Here is a 15,897-nt window from a genome sequence, read left to right on the forward strand (position 1 = left end):
GGTGCCGCCGCCGCCCTCGCCGGCGGTGTCGCCACCGCCGCCGCCCCCGGCGCCGGGCCGGCGCTGGGCGGCGACCGCGTCGGCGACGGCCTGGGCGGAGCGGAACAGCGGGGCGGTGACGCCTGTGCGCCGGATCGGCAGGAAACCCTCGGGCAGCTGCCCGTTGCCGCTGCCGGGCCGCTGGCCCTCGGTCGTCGCGATCCGGATGAACTGCGCGACCTTGCGCGCGTCGTCCTTCGGCAGGTTGCGCAGCCGGGCGGCCGTGTAGACGACCATCGTGCCCGGGTAGGCCGCGCCCGACCGTCGGACGTCGACCTGGTCGAGCACGAACGGCGCCATCGGCTCAGCCTGCTCCGCCAGGCGCACGGCGGCGGCCAGGGAGGCGGAGGTCGGCCGGACGTACCGGCCGGGCTTGGTCTCCAGCGCCGCGGACCGCAGCCCGTAGCGGGCCGCGTCCCCGAGGCTGGTGAGGCCGAGCACGAAGCGGGAGCCGAAGGACTGCCGGTCGACACGGCCCAGCTTGTACTGCTGGGTGGACTGGTCGAAGTCGCAGCGGGTCTGCACGTTCGGCCAAGCGTCGAGCAGCGCCTCGGAGATCTTGCGCATCGTCGTCACGGGCGCCGCGAGCTGGCTGAAGTAGACCGCCGGGTTCTCCTGGCGGCAGGTGTTCGCGGTCTCCGGCACGTAGGTGTCCAGCAGCGGCCACTCCGAGCGCGGCAGGTCGATGTCCTCGTACTCGGGGTTGACCTTCATGCCCCAGGGGTCGACCTTGCCGGCGACGAACGCCGCGGCGTCCTCGTCCTCGGCGATGTAGGCCGTCAGCTGCTCGACGACGTCGGAGGACTCCGAGAGCGACAGCAGCGTCGCGCCGGCCTCCTGCGTGGTGGTGCTGAGCCCGGGGTTGAGCTCCTGGAACTCCGGGTCGTTCATGATGGCCAGCGGGTTCTTGCCGATGCCCGGGTGCCCGCGGCCGAGGTCCGAGCCGAGGTAGCTCTGGGTGAGCAGCTTGGCCAGCAGGCGCGCGTTGAGCTTGAGGCCGTCGTACTCGCCACCGTTGTCGGGCTCGTCGATCGCGTAGCCCACCGAGAAGCCGGTGACCGCCGTGGGGGCGTAGCCGACCGGGTCGATGCCCCGGCGCTCGTGCTCGGAGGAGACCGCGGCCGCGGCGCCGCCGCCGCTCTCCATCAGGTTCCAGCCGGCCTCGTCGGACATCTGGTTGAGCTGGAACTTGAACCGGTCCTCGGCCAGGCAGTACGCGGGCGACCACTGCGTCGCTGCCTGCGCCAGCAGCTCGGAGCCGTAGAAGCCCGTCGGGGGGCGGGGGTCGCGGATGTCGCAGGTGTCCGGCGGCAGGCCGAAGGTGATCGGGATCGAGAAGCGGTTGCGCCAGTTCGAGGCCGCCCACCACAGGGCGGGGCCGACCGCCTGGTCGACACCCTCGTTGCTGTAGTTGCTGGAGCCCGGGGCGAACCGGCCGCCCTTGCGGCACGCCTGGTCCCCGGCCGTCGGCGGCGCGGAGGGCTGGTCGCAGCTGAGGCCGACGATCGGGATGACCACGACCGAGCAGGCGACCCGGTCGTTGCAGCCGAGCGACTCGTTCTCCACGTCGCTGCGGACCTCGAGCTGGACCGTGCCGGTGCCGTCGGGCTCGGTGAAGGCGGCGATCTCCGCGGCCGGGAACGCAGCGCCGACGGCGGCCTCGGGCGCCATGTGCTCGGCGTCGCAGGCGAGGTGCTGCTTGCCGCGACGGGGCACGAAGGGCGTCAGGTGGGTGGAGTACGGCTCGATGTCGGCGGTCGGGCACTCGTCGGCGCTCGGGAACGGCGCGACGCCGGACGTGCGGGCCTTCGCCGACTCGTCGGCGTACAGGTCGTGGCGCCAGGTGGCCTCGCTGTCGGACCGGCTGATCTGCGAGCGCTGCGCCACCGAGGCGGTCCAGCAGGTCTCCGGCCGCAGCCGGTCAGCCTTCGGCACGTCCGCGCCGTCGACGCCGCGGCACTGGAGGATGACGACCGGGTACTCCTGGGCCAGCCCGTTCTCGCCGTAGGGGTTGCTCGCGCGGCCGCCGCTGGGCTGCGCGCCCTTCCAGCTGATCCGGATGCGCTGACGACCCCGGAGGTTGCGGGTCTTGTCGGCGGTGACGGTGACCTTGTAGGTCGGGAAGGCGTACGTCGAGCCGTCGGCGTTGGTGAACACGCGGGTCAGGTCCTTGGTCCTCCGGTAGCCCTCGCCGCCCTTCGCGGCCTTGGCCACGGACGCCACGGGGGCAGCGGCGCGGGCGGGCGTGCCCACCTCGCCGGGGACGGCCAGGCCGAGGGCGACCACGACGAGGACGAGCAGCGCGGTCGCGGCCCGGCGCGTCGACCGCGCGCTCACCGGGCGCTCCGGCGGCGCCGCAGGGAGGCGACGTAGAGACCCGGCAGCAGGACGAGGGCGATCAGCTCGGCGGCCGCCAGCCACCCGAAGGTGCGGGTGTCGGCAGCGCGGTTCGCCGCGAGCTCCGTCGGGGCGGCGTAGATCGCCTCGCCGCCGGTGGTCACGACGTCGCCGCCCACGGCCGCACCGGTCTCCGGGTCGATCACCGGAGCAGCGCCCCCGCCGGGCACCCCGGCGGTGTCCCCGCCGGCAGCGCCGCCACCTCCGGTCGTGCCGCCGGCGGCGCCGCCCGCGCCGGCCGCGCCACCGCCCGACCCACCGCCCGCCGCACCGGAGCCGTCGTCGGTCGACGGGGTGTTGGTACCCGTCGCCGTGCCGCAGGGTCCGGCGCCGACCTTGTCGCACGCCGCGGGCTGCGGGGCGATCTGGGCCAGCTTGTTGCCGGAGAGGTTCTTGCCGTCGAACGTCGGGTTGTTGCACTGGGTGACGTCGCGGTCGGTGAGGTCGACCGCAGGATCGGCCTGCTTGAGCTTCGCGATCTGCTGGAATCCGGCCTGGACGAGGTTCAGCGGCAGCGGCGAGTAGCCGTAGGGACCGGCCTTGCTCTGGCCGGCGCACAGCGAGTAGTACATGAAGTCGGCCAGCGTCTGCCGCTTCGCCGTCGACATGCGCGGGTCGCTCTTGCCGGTCGGGATGATCATGTAGCTGTACGACGACAGCGGGTAGGCCCGCGGGTCGGTCGCGGCGTACACCCCGTCGAGCACCTGGGTGAGGTACAGCGGAGAGCTCTTGTCCTGGTTGATGCGGGCCTTGGTCAGCGCGACCGCCACGTTGTACTGCGTCGGCTCGACGTAGTAGCCCCCCTTGTTGAGGACCTTGACGACCGGGTAGTCCTTGTTGACCGGGTAGGAGTACTCGACGTAGCCGATGGTCCCGTTGCCGGCGAAGCCCGCGATCGTGTTCATCACCTGGTCCGAGCCGGCCTGGCCGACGGCCCGGCCCTTGCGCGGGTAGTACGACGTGAGGCCCGAGCGGCCGAAGAAGGGCCGCCAGATCGACGGGTACTGGTCGTCCATCCAGGTGGTCAGCTGCGCGGTCGTGCCCGAGCCGTCGGACCGGACGACCGGGGTGATCGGCAGCGAGGGGAAGGACCGGCCGTTGTTGTCCTTGGCGATCGCCGGGTCGTTCCAGTTGGTGATCTGGTTGGTGAAGATCTTGGCGATGGTCTCCCCCGAGAGCCGCAGGTTGCGGACCAGCTCGTTGCCGATCTTCAGCTGGTAGGTGAAAGCCGTGCCGCCGGCGACGATCGGCAGGTAGGCGAAGTCCCGCCCACCGCTGGTGTCGGCGTTCCCGGCCTCGTCGACGCCCTGGTAGGGGATCTCGGAGATCGCGAAGTCGGTGCTGCTCTGGGAGAAGTCCTTGCGGCCCTTCGACGAGCCGCCGCCGGTGTAGACGACCTTCATGCCGTTGGCGTCGACGTCGGAGATCCACTGCTGGACGATCAGCTCCGACCAGGTGGAGCCCGTGCCCTCGATCTGGGCGTACGCCGCGGCGTGCGCGGAGCCCGGCAGGGTCGCCACGCACCCGAGGGCGAGCAGGAAGACGATCCAGGTGCGGATCGTGCGGTGGGCGGTGCTCAACGGTTCTCCCCCGTGGTCGGGACGTGGGTCGGGGCGGTGGCCGGACCCGGTCGGGTGCCGCTCTCGCGGCGGCGGACGGACGGCGCCTGGCCCAGGCGCGTGACGAGCCGAGCACCCAGGGACGCCTTGGCGCCGCGCGGGCGGGCCAGGAGGCGGGCGACCACGAAGAGGACCAGGACGAGCGCGAGCAGCACGGTGGCGGCGCCGTAGGCCCGGGTGATCGCGGTGGGCTCCCCGGAGCGGACCAGCGAGAAGATGTAGAGCGGCAGCGAGTTCATCGCGCCCTCGGTCGGGTCGGTGACCATGAACGCCGCCGCACCGGAGGTGAGCAGCACCGGGCTGGTCTCGCCGATGCCGCGTGCCACCCCGAGGATGACCGCGGTCGCGAGGCCCGGGCGGGCGGTCGGCAGCACGACGCACCACACGGTTCGCCACCGGCTCGCGCCCAGGGCCAGACTGGCCTCGCGCAGGCCGGAGGGCACGACGCGGAGCACGACGTCGGCCGCGCGGGCGATGATCGGCAGCATCATGACCGCGATGGCGAGCGCGGCGGCGAGCCCCGACCGCGGGTAGCCCAGCGCCCGGATGAGCACGGTGTAGATGAAGAGGCCGGCGACGATCGAGGGCAGGGCGGTCATCGCCTCGACGACCGTGCGGACCAGGCGTGCGAACCGGCCGCCGACCTCGGTCATGAAGACGGCGGTGCCGATCCCCAGCGGGAGGGTGATGACCAGCGCGATGCCGAGCTGGATCAGCGATCCGGCGACCGCGTGGGCGACGCCACCCGAGGTGAACGGGTCCTTGGGTCCCACGCCCGACATGTCGTCGACGAAGAAGTTCAGGTGGGTCAGCGGGCGCCAGCCCTGCGAGACGACGTCGTAGACGGTGGTGACCAGCACCATGGCGACGACGACGGCGCCAGCGGCGACGACGGCCTCCGCGACCCGGTCGCGGACCTCGGTCGATCCGCCGGTCATCGCGGCGGTCGTCGCGGTCAGCGCCAGTCCCAGGCCGAACCAGACGACGAGGAACCAGGGCAGGCCCCCCAACGGCAGCAGCCGCTGGGTGATCAGCCAGGCCAGGCCGAGCGCGGCGACCCACGGGCCGATGCGGGCGAACCGCTCGTCGGGGCTGAGCCGGCCGAGGCTGGCCCGCGGGACCGCCGGCGCGGCGTCGTCGTCGTACGTCGGCAGGTGCGTGGCGCCGGCGAGCGTGAGGTCCTCGGGCGGGACGGTCGCGGTCATGCGTCGGTCCCGGCGCCGGAGCGGCTGCGGCCGACGATGACCGCCGCGAGCGTGTTGACCACCAGCGTGATGAGGAACAGCACGAACCCGGCGGCCAGGAGCGCGGAGAGCTGGGCATCGCTCGCCTCGCCGAAGCGACCGGCGATGAGCGCGCTGACGGTGCTCGTGCCGATCTCCAGGACGTTCCACTTCAGCTCGAAGGCCGGGGAGACGATGAGGAAGACCGCGATGGTCTCGCCCAGCGCGCGGCCCAGGCCGAGCATCGTGCCGCCGATGATGCCGCCGCGGCCGAAGGGCAGCACGACGGTGCGGATCATGCCCCAGCGCGTCGAGCCCAGCGCGAGCGCGGCCTCCTTCTCGCCCTGCGGGGTCTGGGAGAACACCTGGCGCATCACCGCGCAGGACATCGGCATCACCATGGCCGCCACGGCGATGCCGGCGCAGAAGGCGCTGGCGGTGTAGCGGCTGGCGTCCCAGACCGCGGCGTCCGGGTCGGAGCCGCGGACGTCGAAGATCGGGATCCAGCCCAGGTTGCGGTGCAGCCAGAGCGCGAGCTCGGCCGCGTGCGGCATCACCAGGGAGAAGCCCCAGAGGCCGTAGACGATCGAGGGGATCGCGGCCATCAGGTCGACGAGCGAGACCAGGGTGGAGCGGATCCCCGCCGGGGCGTACTCGCTGATGTAGAGCGCGGTCAGCAGGGCGAGCGGGAAGGCGAAGACCATCGCGACGAGCGCGACCGCGGCGGTGCCGGTGAGCACCGCCGCGATCCCGACGACGTCCGCCTCCGGTTGCCACTGCACCTCGGTGAAGAACGACCAGCCGTAGCGCTCGAGCGTCGGGTAGGCCTGCCAGGCCAGGAACAGGCCGACCCCTCCGGTGACGACGAGGACCGAGGCGCCGACGGCCCGGCTCGCGTGCTCGAAGACGGCGTCTGCGCCGGTGGCGCGGCGCGAGATCCGGCGGGGACGGACGTCGTCGTCGGCGCCGGGCAACGGGAGGGTGGTCACGGTGGTCCTGCTCTGGTCGGGCGCGCGGACGAGGTGTCCGTGCGCCCTGATGGTCGGGACCACTGCCGAACGGATGCGGCGTCCGCGGTGAACGGAGGGAGAAGTCGTTCCCGACCTTTCCCGAACAGGTCAGCGCAACGAGTTCTGCCTGGTCAGGACGGACTACTCGGAACCTCGTCGACATGGTCCGAACGGGCCAGGGGCTCCCTTTCGACGCTGCTGCTGGTCGCGGCGAGGAGGGCACGGATCGGACGATTCCGGCCACCCCTGACCCCGACCCGCTCACCACCACCGCTGCCACCCGCGCACCCCACCGTCGGCGGCATCGGCGAGCATGACGCCGTGACCGAGCCGACCACGGACCTGAAGGCCGACCTCGTCGTCGTGGGAGCCGGCCTCGCCGGCCTGACGGCGGCGGCCGAGGCCGCGGACGCCGGACGCAGCGTGCTGCTGCTGGACCAGGAGGGCGAGCAGAGCCTCGGCGGCCAGGCGTTCTGGAGCCTCGGCGGGCTCTTCCTCGTCGACAGCCCCGAGCAGCGCCGGATGGGGGTCAAGGACAGCCTCGAGCTCGCCCGGCAGGACTGGTTCGGCAGTGCGCAGTTCGACCGGCCCGAGGACCGCTGGCCGCGCGCGTGGGCGGAGGCCTACCTCCAGTTCGCCGCCGGCGAGAAGCGCTCCTGGCTGCGGCGGATGGGCCACCGGGTCTTCCCGGTGGTCGGCTGGGCCGAGCGCGGCGACGGCACCGCGGGCGGCCACGGCAACTCGGTCCCCCGCTTCCACATCACCTGGGGCACCGGCCCGGGCGTCGTCGGGCCGTTCGAGCGGCGGGTGCGCGAGCACGTCGCCGCCGGCCACGTCCGGCTCGCGTTCCGCCACCGCGTCGACGGGCTCCTCGTCGAGGGCGGCACGTGCGTCGGCGTACGCGGCTCCCTGCTGGCGCCCACCGACGTCGACCGCGGCCGGCCCAGCAGCCGCACGGTGGTCGGCGAGTTCGAGGCCCGCGGGACGGCCGTCGTGGTCACCAGCGGCGGCATCGGCGGCGACCACGACCTCGTGCGCCGAAACTGGCCCGCCCGGCTGGGCACCCCGCCGAGGCGGATGGTGGCAGGCGTGCCCGCGCACGTCGACGGGCGGATGCTGCAGATCACCCAGGACGCCGGCGCGACCGTCGTCAACCCCGACCGGATGTGGCACTACGTCGAGGGCCTGCGCAACTGGGACCCGATCTGGGACAACCACGGCATCCGGATCCTGCCCGGCCCCTCGTCCCTGTGGCTCGACGCCGAGGGCAACCGGCTGCCGGCGCCGTGCTTTCCCGGGTTCGACACGCTGGGCACGCTGCGCCACCTCCGCGCGACCGGCCACGACTACTCGTGGTTCGTCCTGACCCAGCGGATCATCGAGAAGGAGTTCGCGCTGTCGGGCTCCGAGCAGAACCCCGACCTCACCGGCAAGGACGTCAGGCTGCTCCTCTCGCGCGTGAAGAAGGGAGCGGCGGGGCCGGTCGAGGCGTTCAAGCAGCACGGCGAGGACTTCGTCGTCGCCGACACCCTCGAGGAGCTCGTCGCCGGCATGAACCGGATCGGCGACGACGACGTGCCGCCGATCGACCCCGCCCGCGTCCGCGGCATCGTCGAGGCGCGCGACCGGGAGATGGACAACGCCTTCAGCAAGGACGCGCAGGTCACGGCGATCCACGGCGCCCGGACCTTCCTCGGCGACAAGCTCATCCGCGTCGCCCGACCGCACAAGCTGCTCGACCGCGCCGCCGGCCCGCTGATCGCCGTGCGGCTCAACATCCTCTCCCGCAAGACGCTCGGCGGCCTCGAGACCGACCTCGACAGTCGCTGCCTGCGCGCGGACGGCACGCCGTTCCCCGGCCTGTACGCCGCGGGCGAGGTCGCCGGCTTCGGCGGCGGCGGGATGATGGGCTACAACGCGCTCGAGGGGACGTTCCTCGGCGGGTGCCTCTTCTCCGGCCGCGTCGCCGGACGGGCCGCGGCCGCCGCGGTCTAGCCCGTCGCCGCGTCCGTCAGCCCGTCAGCCGTCAGCCGTCAGTCGCCAGCCCGCCAGTCGTCAGTCCGTCGGCGGCGGCAGGGTCTGCCCCCGGGCCAGGTCGACGAGGTCAGCGATCGAGTCGACCACCCGGGTCGGGCGGTAGGGGAAGGTCTCGACCTGCTCGGGCCGGGTCGACCCGGTCAGCACGAGCACGGTCCGCAGGCCCGCCTCGAGGCCGCTGACGACGTCGGTGTCCATCCGGTCGCCGATCATCACCGCCGACTCCGAGTGCGCGTCGAGCCGGTTGAGCGCCGAGCGCATCATCAGCGGGTTCGGCTTGCCGACGAAGTACGGCGTCCGCCCGGTCGCGGTGCTGATCAGCGCCGCGACCGAGCCGGTCGCGGGCAGCTTGCCCTGCTGGCTGGGCCCGCTCGGGTCGGGGTTGGTCGCGATGAAGCGCGCGCCCGCGTCGATGAGCCGGATCGCCCGGGTGATCGCCTCGAAGGAGTAGGTGCGGGTCTCGCCGAGCACCACGTAGTCGGGGTCGTGGTCGGTCAGCACGTAGCCGATGTCGTGCAGCGCGGTCGTCAGCCCGGCCTCGCCGACGACGTAGGCCCGGCCGGCCGGGCGCTGGTCGGCGAGGAACTGCGCGGTGGCCAGCGCCGAGGTCCAGATCGACTCCTCGGGCACGTCGATGCCGCTGGCGAGCAGCCGCGAGCGCAGGTCGCGCGGGGTGTAGATCGAGTTGTTGGTGAGGACGAGGAACTTCCGGCCCGACGCCTTGAGCGCCTCCAGGAAGTCGCCCGCGCCCGGGATCGGCTCCTCCTCGTGCACGAGGACGCCGTCCATGTCGGTCAGCCAGTACTCGATCGGGCGGTCCTCGGTCATGGTGCCGAGTGTGGCAGGCGGACTACTCCGCCAGCACCCGCCGGACGAGCGCCTCGACGTCCGCGGCCGTCACACCCGCCGACCGGGCAGCCCGCACGGCCGCGACGAGGTCGTCGACCTCCGGCGGCGGGGCGTCCTCCTCGGGGCCGAGCGCGTGCTCGCGGACGAGCCGGGCGACCTCCTGGGGCGCCTCGGCGGGGGCGAGGTGGCCGACGCCGTCGAGCTCGACGAAGGCACCCCCGGTCAGGGCGGCGAGCTCGCGCAGCAGCCCGGGCGGCGTGGGTACGTCGTGCGAGCCGGCCACCGCCAGCACCGGGACGGCGACCTCCGCGGCGCGCAGCCGGTCGCGGACGTCGAAGCCGTCCAGCGCGCCGCACACCACGGCGTACGCCTCGTCGTCGGCCTCGGTCAGCGCCCGGAGCAGCGCGGCGGCCCGGTCGGGCTCGCCCTCGACGAAGCCGGGGCCGAACCAGCGGCGGGTCGAGGCCTCGACCAGCGCCTCGGTGCCGCGCTCGCGGACCATCGCCGCGCGCTCCCCCCACAGCGCCGGCTCGCCGAGCCGCGCGCCGGTGCACAGCAGGGTCGCGGACTCGACCCGGTGCGGCGCGTCGAGCAGCAGCTGCAGCCCGACGGCCCCGCCGACGGAGTCGCCGGCGTAGTGGAACGAGGGGGCGTGCAGCCCCTGCGACATCGTGTCGACGAGGTCGAGCACGCCGCCGGCGAGGTCCGCCACGGTGAGCGGCTCCCCGACGGCGGCGCGGTTGGTGCCGTGCCCCGGCAGGTCCCAGGCCACGACCTGGAAGTCGCGGGCGAGGTGACGGGCGCACTCGCTCCACAGCGAGGTCGCCGACGTGCCGAGCGACGGGCCCAGGACCAGCAGGGGGTGATCGGGTCGGCCGCCCAGGCGGACGGCCGTCAGCGAGGCGGTCAGAGGACGAGCAGGGCCAGGACGATGACGGCGATGATCAGGGCGATGACGGCGATGGTGCGAGTGTTCATGGTTCACCTTTCTCGGGGGTGACGGGCTGGTGCCCGACCCCCGGGCCGCACAAACCCCCAGGTCAGCGCTGGTCCGGTCCGGTCCCGCCCGTCGTGCCGCCCGTCGTGCCGGTCGTGCCACCGCCGACGAGCAGCGCGAGCACCCGGCCCATGAGGTCGTCGGGCACCGCGGCGGGGTCGGTCATCCGCTCGATCGCCAGCCCGTTGGAGAGCGCCAGCAGGAGCGTCGCGACCGATGCGGCGGGCAGGGGCAGCTCGGTCCCGGCCTGCTCGGCGTGGTTGGCGACCGCCTCGGCGACGGCGGCGCGGAGCTCGCCGTGGCGTCGGACGAAGGAGTCGTCGGCCGGGCCGGTGCGCACCGCGCGCTGCCACAGCTGGAGGAAGAGCAGGTGCCAGTCGTGCTGCTCGTCGCTCGCGGCGGTCAGCCGGTCGCCGAGCGCCCGTGCGCGCTCCGGGAGCGTCGCGGCGGGGTCGTCGACGGCGGCGAGGCCGAGGTCGAGGTACGCCGAGACGCGGTCGTCGACGAGCGCCGCGACCAGGCCCTCCTTGCTGCCGAAGTTGGAGTAGACCGCGCCTTTGGTGAACCCCGCGGCGGCCGCCACGTCGTCGAGGCTGGCCCCGTCGATCCCCTGGCGGGCGAACGTCCGGGCCGCCGCGTCGAGCAGCGCGCGGCGTACCTCGTCCCGCGGCGGGCGGCGTCGTCCCGCCGCCGGCAGCGGCGTCGGTCCCGTTGACATGACGCGGGACGATACTCGAAGGTATCGGATACCGCTCGGTATCCGATCTCGTCCCTCCAGGAGGACCCCGTGCTGCTCCGCACCACGCCCCGGCCGGTCGCGCGCACGACCGAGGCCCTGCGCTCCGCCGCCCGCCCGGCCGTCCGCTGGGGGCTGGGCCACGCGCTGCCCCGGACCGTCATGGGGTCGGCGGCGCGCCGCGGCGACCTGCACGGGCAGCTCCTCGTCGCCTCCAGTACCAGCGCGGACGCGCCGATCGAGCTCTTCGACGCGATCCGCGCCCAGGGGCCGATCCACCGCTCCCGCTACGCCTACGTCACCGCGACCCTCCCCGTCGTCCGCGAGGTCCTCGCCAACCCCGACGTGCGCGCCGGCGTCGACCTCGGCACCGGCGCCGGGCCGCTGGGCCGGCTCGGCACGTGGGCCCACCGGACGACCCCGATGGGCCCGCTGACGCCGCCGTCGCTGCTGGTCACCGAGCCGCCGGACCACACGCGGATGCGCAAGCTCGTCACCCGGGTCTTCTCGGTCAAGGCCGTCCAGCGGCTGCGCGACCGGACCGAGGAGATCGCCGACGACCTGCTGACCTCGCTGGAGCAGCAGGCCCGCGACGGCCGGCCGGTCGACCTGGTCGAGGCCTACTGCGCCCTGCTGCCGGTCACCGTCATCGCCGAGATCCTCGGCGTCCCGGACTCCGAGCGGCACACGGTCCTGGAGTTCGGCACCGCGGCGGCGCCGAGCCTCGACCTCGGGCTGTCCTGGGGCCGGTTCCGCACCGTCGAGCGCGCGCTGTCGTCCTTCGAGCGCTGGCTCGTCGACCACATCGAGGCCAAGCGCCGCGACCCGGGCGACGACCTGCTCAGCCAGATGGTCGCCGCCCGCGACGACGACGGCGTCGCGCTGACCGACAAGGAGCTGATCGCCACCGCCGGGCTGGTGCTGGCGGCCGGCTTCGAGACGACCGTCAACCTGCTCTCCAACGGCATCGCGCTCCTCCACGAGCACCCCGAGCAGCGGGCCCTCCTCGCCGCCGACCCCGACCGCTGGCCGAACGCCGTCGAGGAGGTGCTGCGCCACGACCCGCCGGTCCTGCTCACCGGCCGCACGGTCGTCCGCGACACCGAGATCGCCGGCACGCGCGTCCCGCGGGGCGCCGTGGTCACCACCCTGCTGGCCGGCGCCAACCGCGACCCCGAGGTCTTCGCCGACCCGCACCGCTTCGACGTCACCCGGGAGAACGCCGCCGACCACGTGTCGTTCTCCGCCGGCCGGCACTTCTGCCTCGGCGCCGCACTGGCGCGGATGGAGGGCCAGGTCGGGCTCCAGCGGGTGACCGAGCGGTTCCCCCACCTGCGGCTGGTCCCCGGCGCCACCCGTCGCGACACCCGGATCCTGCGCGGCTTCCACACGCTGCCGGCCGTGCTCGGCTGAGGGACGCGCGCCCGGACCCCCGGACGCAGCACGGGCCCCGCCGAGGATCGGCGAGGCCCGTGGCGTACGTCGGGTGGTCAGCCCTGGAGCGCCTCCAGCACGTCGGGGTTCTCCTCGAGCCAGGCCTCGACGGCCTCGTCCTCGCGGCCCTCGCCGTACTCGTTGACGACCAGGTTCTCCAGCGAGCCGTACTGGTCGTCGTCGAGGGTCAGGTTGCCCATCATCTCGGCGACCTCCGGGTGCTCCTCGGAGAAGCCGGCGGTGGCGATCGCGTTCAGCGTCTCGGCCTCACCCAGCGCGCCCTCGGGGTCCTCGAGGTCCTTGACCGGGAACTCGGAGTTCGCCCAGAACGGCTTCCACAGGGTGACGACGATCGGCTCCTCGGCGTCGGTCGCCTTGCGCAGCTCGGCGAGCATCGCCGTGGTGGAGGACTCGACGAGCTCGAACTCCTCGTCCAGGCCGTACGTCGGCATGACCGACTCCTTGGTGACCTTGGTCAGCCCGGCGCCCGGCTCGATGCCGATGATCTCGCCGTCGTACTCGCCCGCCTTGCCCTTCAGGTCGGCGATCGAGGTGAGGTCGCTGTACTCCGGCACCGCGAAGGTCAGCTTCGCGCCCTCGTAGTAGGCGCCGAGGTCCTCGAGGTCCTCGCCGAACTGCTCCATGTAGGCCTCGTGCGTGACCTGGGGCCAGGCCGAGGGGTAGACGTCGATGTCGCCGTTGGCGACGCCGGTGTAGAGCGGCGCGGCCTCGGAGATCTCGGTGATCTCGACCTCGTAGCCCTCGTCCTCGAGCACGTTCTTCCACAGGTGGGCGGTGCTCAGCCCGTCGGTCCAGGAAGGGATGATCCCCAGGTTGATCGTCTTGTCCCCGCCGCCGCTCCCGGCGGTGGTGTCGTCGTCGGATGCGTCGTCGGAGCCGCACGCGGCCGCCGTCGCCCCCAGGGTGAGGAGGCTGGCCGTCGCGACGGCCCGGCGCAGTGCCCGCTTGCTGTTCATTCGTCGTTCCTCTCGTCGTGCACGTGTCTGCCCGGCGGACCGGGCCCCGAGACTCCGGCGGGCTGTGCGGTCCGCGCCGGGTGGCTTGGTGGTGGGTCGGGTCAGGCCCGGGCGTCCTCCGGCTCCGCCGCGGCAGGGGCCGCCGGGCCGTCGGCGGCGGGCGCCGGCGTGCGGCCGGCGGCGTCCGCGGTGGCGCGGCGTCGGGCGAGCAGGGCGCGGGCGCGCCCGCGCTGTCCCGGCGTACGCCGTCCGGCCGAGGCGGTGACCCGGTCCAGGTAGACCGCGAGGACCACGACGGAGAGACCGGCCTCGAAGCCCAGGCCGATGTCGAGCCGGGAGATCGAGCTGGTCACGGCGCCGCCGAGGCCGCCGCCGCCGACGAGGCCCGCGATGACCGCCATCGACAGCGCCAGCATGATCACCTGGTTGACGCCCGCCATCACCGTGGGCAGCGCCAGGGGCAGCTGGGTCTCGCGCAGGATCTGGCGCGGCGTCGCACCGAAGGCGTGCCCGGCCTCAACGACCTCGGCGTCGACCTGGCGGATGCCGAGCTCGGTGAGCCGCACCGCCGGTGGCAGCGCGAAGATGACCGTCGCGACGAGCGCCGGGGGCGACCCGATGCTGAAGAGCATCACGACCGGCACGAGCCAGACGAACGCCGGCATGGTCTGCATCAGGTCCATCACCGGCCGCACGACGCGGCTGAACCGATCGGAGCGGGCGGCGAGCACGCCGAGCGGGATGCCGATCACCAGCGCGACCAGCGTCGCGACCAGGACGAGGGACAGCGTCGCCATCGCGTTCGTCCACTGCTCGACGCCGACGATGCCGGCCAGCCCGACGAACGAGCCGAGGGCGAGCTTCCAGTCCTTGGCCAGCCAGGCGATCAGCGCCAGCACGGCGGCCGTCACCAGCGGGGCGGGGCCGTCGAGGAGGTCGGTGAGGCCGTCGACGGTCGTCTCGGTGAGGTCGGCGACCGCGTCGAGGACGCCGCCGAGGTGGTCCTGGACCCACTCGAAGCCGTCGAGGATCCAGTCCCCGAGCGGGATCCGGGGCACCCCGTCCACGCGCTCCCAGTCGTCGGCCGCCATGGGGAGGACCGCCTGGTCGGTGACGCTCATGCCCGGACTCCTTCCTCGATGAGCACCGGGTGGGCGGCGTCGGCCGCCTCCGGCCCGGCGCCGCTGCCCAGCGCGGCGAGCAGGGTGACCCGCGGGATCACCCCGAGCAGGCGACCGCGCTCGTCGATCACGGCGAGGGCCGTGGCGCTGTCGGCCGAGGCGCCGAAGAGGTCGGCGACCGCGGTGTCAGGACCGACGGAGATCGCGGCCTCCATCACGCCCGTGAGGTCGTCGCGGCCGGCGCGCACGGCCTCCGCGGCGGCGGCCTCGGTCACGACGCCACGGAGGCGACGGTCCCGGTCGACGACCATGACGGCGGCGAGCTGGTGCTCCCGGATCAGCTTGTGCGCGGCGCGGGGGCCCTGGCTCGCGCCGATGACGGCGACCGGCGGCTCCATCACCGACGAGGCGGTGAGCACGCGCGTGCGGTCGACGTCCTGGACGAACTGGGCGACGTAGTCGTTCGCGGGGTCGTTGAGGATCTGCTCGGCGGTGCCCTGCTGGACGATCCGGCCGTCGCGCATCATTGCGATCCGGTCACCGAGCCGCATGGCCTCGTTGAGGTCGTGGGTGATGAAGAGGATCGTCTTGCCCAGCTCGTGCTGGAGCTCGACGAGCTGGTCCTGCATCTCGCGGCGGATGAGCGGGTCGAGCGCGCTGAACGCCTCGTCCATGAGCATCACGTCGGTCTCGGCCGCGAGCGCGCGGGCGAGGCCCACCCGCTGCCGCATGCCGCCGGAGAGCTCGCCCGGCAGCGAGCCGCCCCAGCCGCCGAGGCCGACCAGGTCCAGGGCGCGCTCGGCGCGGCGCTCGCGGTCGGCGCGGTTCACGCCGCGGACCTTGAGGCCGTACGCCGCGTTCTGGCCGACGGTGCGGTGCGGCAGCAGGGCGAAGTGCTGGAAGACCATGCTGACCCGCTCGCGCCGGACGCGGCGCATGCCGCGGGCGTCGAGCGAGGTGAGGTCCTCCCCGCCCACCCGGATCGTGCCGGAGGTCGGGGGCAGCAGCCCGTTGACGGTCCGGATCAGCGTGGACTTGCCGGAGCCCGAGAGCCCCATGACCACGAAGATCTCGCCCTCGGAGACCTCGAACGACGCGTCGATGACGGCCGCCGTCCAGCCCTCCGCCCGCAGGTCCTCGCGGGTCGCGCCGGCCCGCAGCCGGTCGACGGCACGTTCGGGACGGCGTCCGAAGACCTTGAAGACGTCGTGCGCCTCGATGACTGGCACCTGGTGCTGCTCCTCCACCGTGGGCGCCGACCTGTCGTCGGCACCGCTCACCTGCGGCCGGACGACGCACACCACGACACCACGCGGACGTCGTCACAGCGACGTCCGGGGCGGATCGCGGGCTACGAAGGCAGGGCGCCCGAACACCCCGCGGTCTCGAGCCGCCCCGGCAACCTAGCGGCGATCGTCGCGAGGTCCAAGAATGGGTTACGGCTCGGTAACAATCTTC

The 15,897-nt window shown here is 73.6% G+C and carries 12 protein-coding genes; 2 read left to right on the forward strand and 10 right to left on the reverse strand.

Annotated elements, in window-relative coordinates:
- The 4 genes from H7344_RS03410 to pstC form a co-directional block, all read right to left on the reverse strand.
- Positions 1 to 2,376, reverse strand: a 2,376-nt coding sequence (locus H7344_RS03410) for a hypothetical protein (protein WP_186344647.1), incomplete at its 3' end; no start/stop codon positions are given.
- Entirely contained in the window at positions 2,373 to 4,016 is a 1,644-nt protein-coding gene (locus H7344_RS03415) for a phosphate ABC transporter substrate-binding protein PstS (protein WP_222130239.1), read from the reverse strand. The genes H7344_RS03410 and H7344_RS03415, both read right to left, overlap by 4 nt.
- Positions 4,013 to 5,260, reverse strand: coding sequence for a phosphate ABC transporter permease PstA (pstA, locus tag H7344_RS03420; RefSeq protein ID WP_186344648.1), 1,248 nt, complete (start codon positions 5,258 to 5,260; stop codon positions 4,013 to 4,015). Before pstA ends, H7344_RS03415 begins: the two co-directional genes overlap by 4 nt.
- Positions 5,257 to 6,267, reverse strand: coding sequence for a phosphate ABC transporter permease subunit PstC (gene pstC, locus H7344_RS03425; protein WP_229706982.1), 1,011 nt, complete (start codon positions 6,265 to 6,267; stop codon positions 5,257 to 5,259). Before pstC ends, pstA begins: the two co-directional genes overlap by 4 nt.
- Before the next feature lie 342 nt (positions 6,268 to 6,609).
- On the opposite strand from pstC, the gene H7344_RS03430 reads away from it, so the two are divergent.
- Entirely contained in the window at positions 6,610 to 8,283 is a 1,674-nt protein-coding gene (locus tag H7344_RS03430) for an FAD-binding dehydrogenase (protein WP_229706983.1), read from the forward strand.
- A 60-nt stretch (positions 8,284 to 8,343) separates the two neighbouring features.
- On the opposite strand, the gene H7344_RS03435 is transcribed toward H7344_RS03430, so the two are convergent.
- Genes H7344_RS03435 through H7344_RS03445 form a run of 3 tightly spaced genes read right to left on the reverse strand, consistent with a single transcriptional unit; the run spans position 8,344 to position 10,889 of the window.
- Positions 8,344 to 9,153, reverse strand: coding sequence for an HAD-IIA family hydrolase (locus tag H7344_RS03435; RefSeq protein ID WP_186344649.1), 810 nt, complete (start codon positions 9,151 to 9,153; stop codon positions 8,344 to 8,346).
- A gap of 22 nt (positions 9,154 to 9,175) precedes the next feature.
- Complete coding sequence (locus tag H7344_RS03440; protein ID WP_308423337.1) at positions 9,176 to 10,273, reverse strand: alpha/beta fold hydrolase; 1,098 nt, start codon at positions 10,271 to 10,273, stop codon at positions 9,176 to 9,178.
- Positions 10,215 to 10,889, reverse strand: a complete 675-nt coding sequence (locus H7344_RS03445; RefSeq protein ID WP_186344650.1) for a TetR/AcrR family transcriptional regulator — start codon at positions 10,887 to 10,889, stop codon at positions 10,215 to 10,217. The genes H7344_RS03440 and H7344_RS03445 overlap by 59 nt, the downstream gene beginning before the upstream one ends.
- A gap of 69 nt (positions 10,890 to 10,958) precedes the next feature.
- On the opposite strand from H7344_RS03445, the gene H7344_RS03450 reads away from it, so the two are divergent.
- On the forward strand, positions 10,959 to 12,320 hold the full coding sequence (locus tag H7344_RS03450) for a cytochrome P450 (RefSeq protein WP_229706985.1): 1,362 nt from the start codon (positions 10,959 to 10,961) through the stop codon (positions 12,318 to 12,320).
- A 77-nt stretch (positions 12,321 to 12,397) separates the two neighbouring features.
- Here H7344_RS03450 and H7344_RS03455 read toward each other — a convergent pair whose 3' ends face one another.
- From H7344_RS03455 to H7344_RS03465, 3 genes are all read right to left on the reverse strand, one after another.
- Positions 12,398 to 13,318: a glycine betaine ABC transporter substrate-binding protein gene (locus tag H7344_RS03455; protein WP_186344651.1), complete on the reverse strand. Its 921-nt coding sequence runs from the start codon at positions 13,316 to 13,318 to the stop codon at positions 12,398 to 12,400.
- 101 nt (positions 13,319 to 13,419) lie between these two features.
- The gene (locus tag H7344_RS03460; protein ID WP_186345013.1) at positions 13,420 to 14,409 is read right to left on the reverse strand and encodes an ABC transporter permease; all 990 of its coding nucleotides are present in this window, start codon (positions 14,407 to 14,409) and stop codon (positions 13,420 to 13,422) included.
- Between the two features lie 26 nt (positions 14,410 to 14,435).
- Positions 14,436 to 15,686, reverse strand: coding sequence for a quaternary amine ABC transporter ATP-binding protein (locus H7344_RS03465; RefSeq protein ID WP_229706986.1), 1,251 nt, complete (start codon positions 15,684 to 15,686; stop codon positions 14,436 to 14,438).
- Positions 15,687 to 15,897: the final 211 nt, after the last annotated feature.

Origin of the sequence: Nocardioides deserti (genome assembly GCF_014266025.1) — a bacterium.
Classification (GTDB): domain Bacteria; phylum Actinomycetota; class Actinomycetes; order Propionibacteriales; family Nocardioidaceae; genus Nocardioides; species Nocardioides deserti.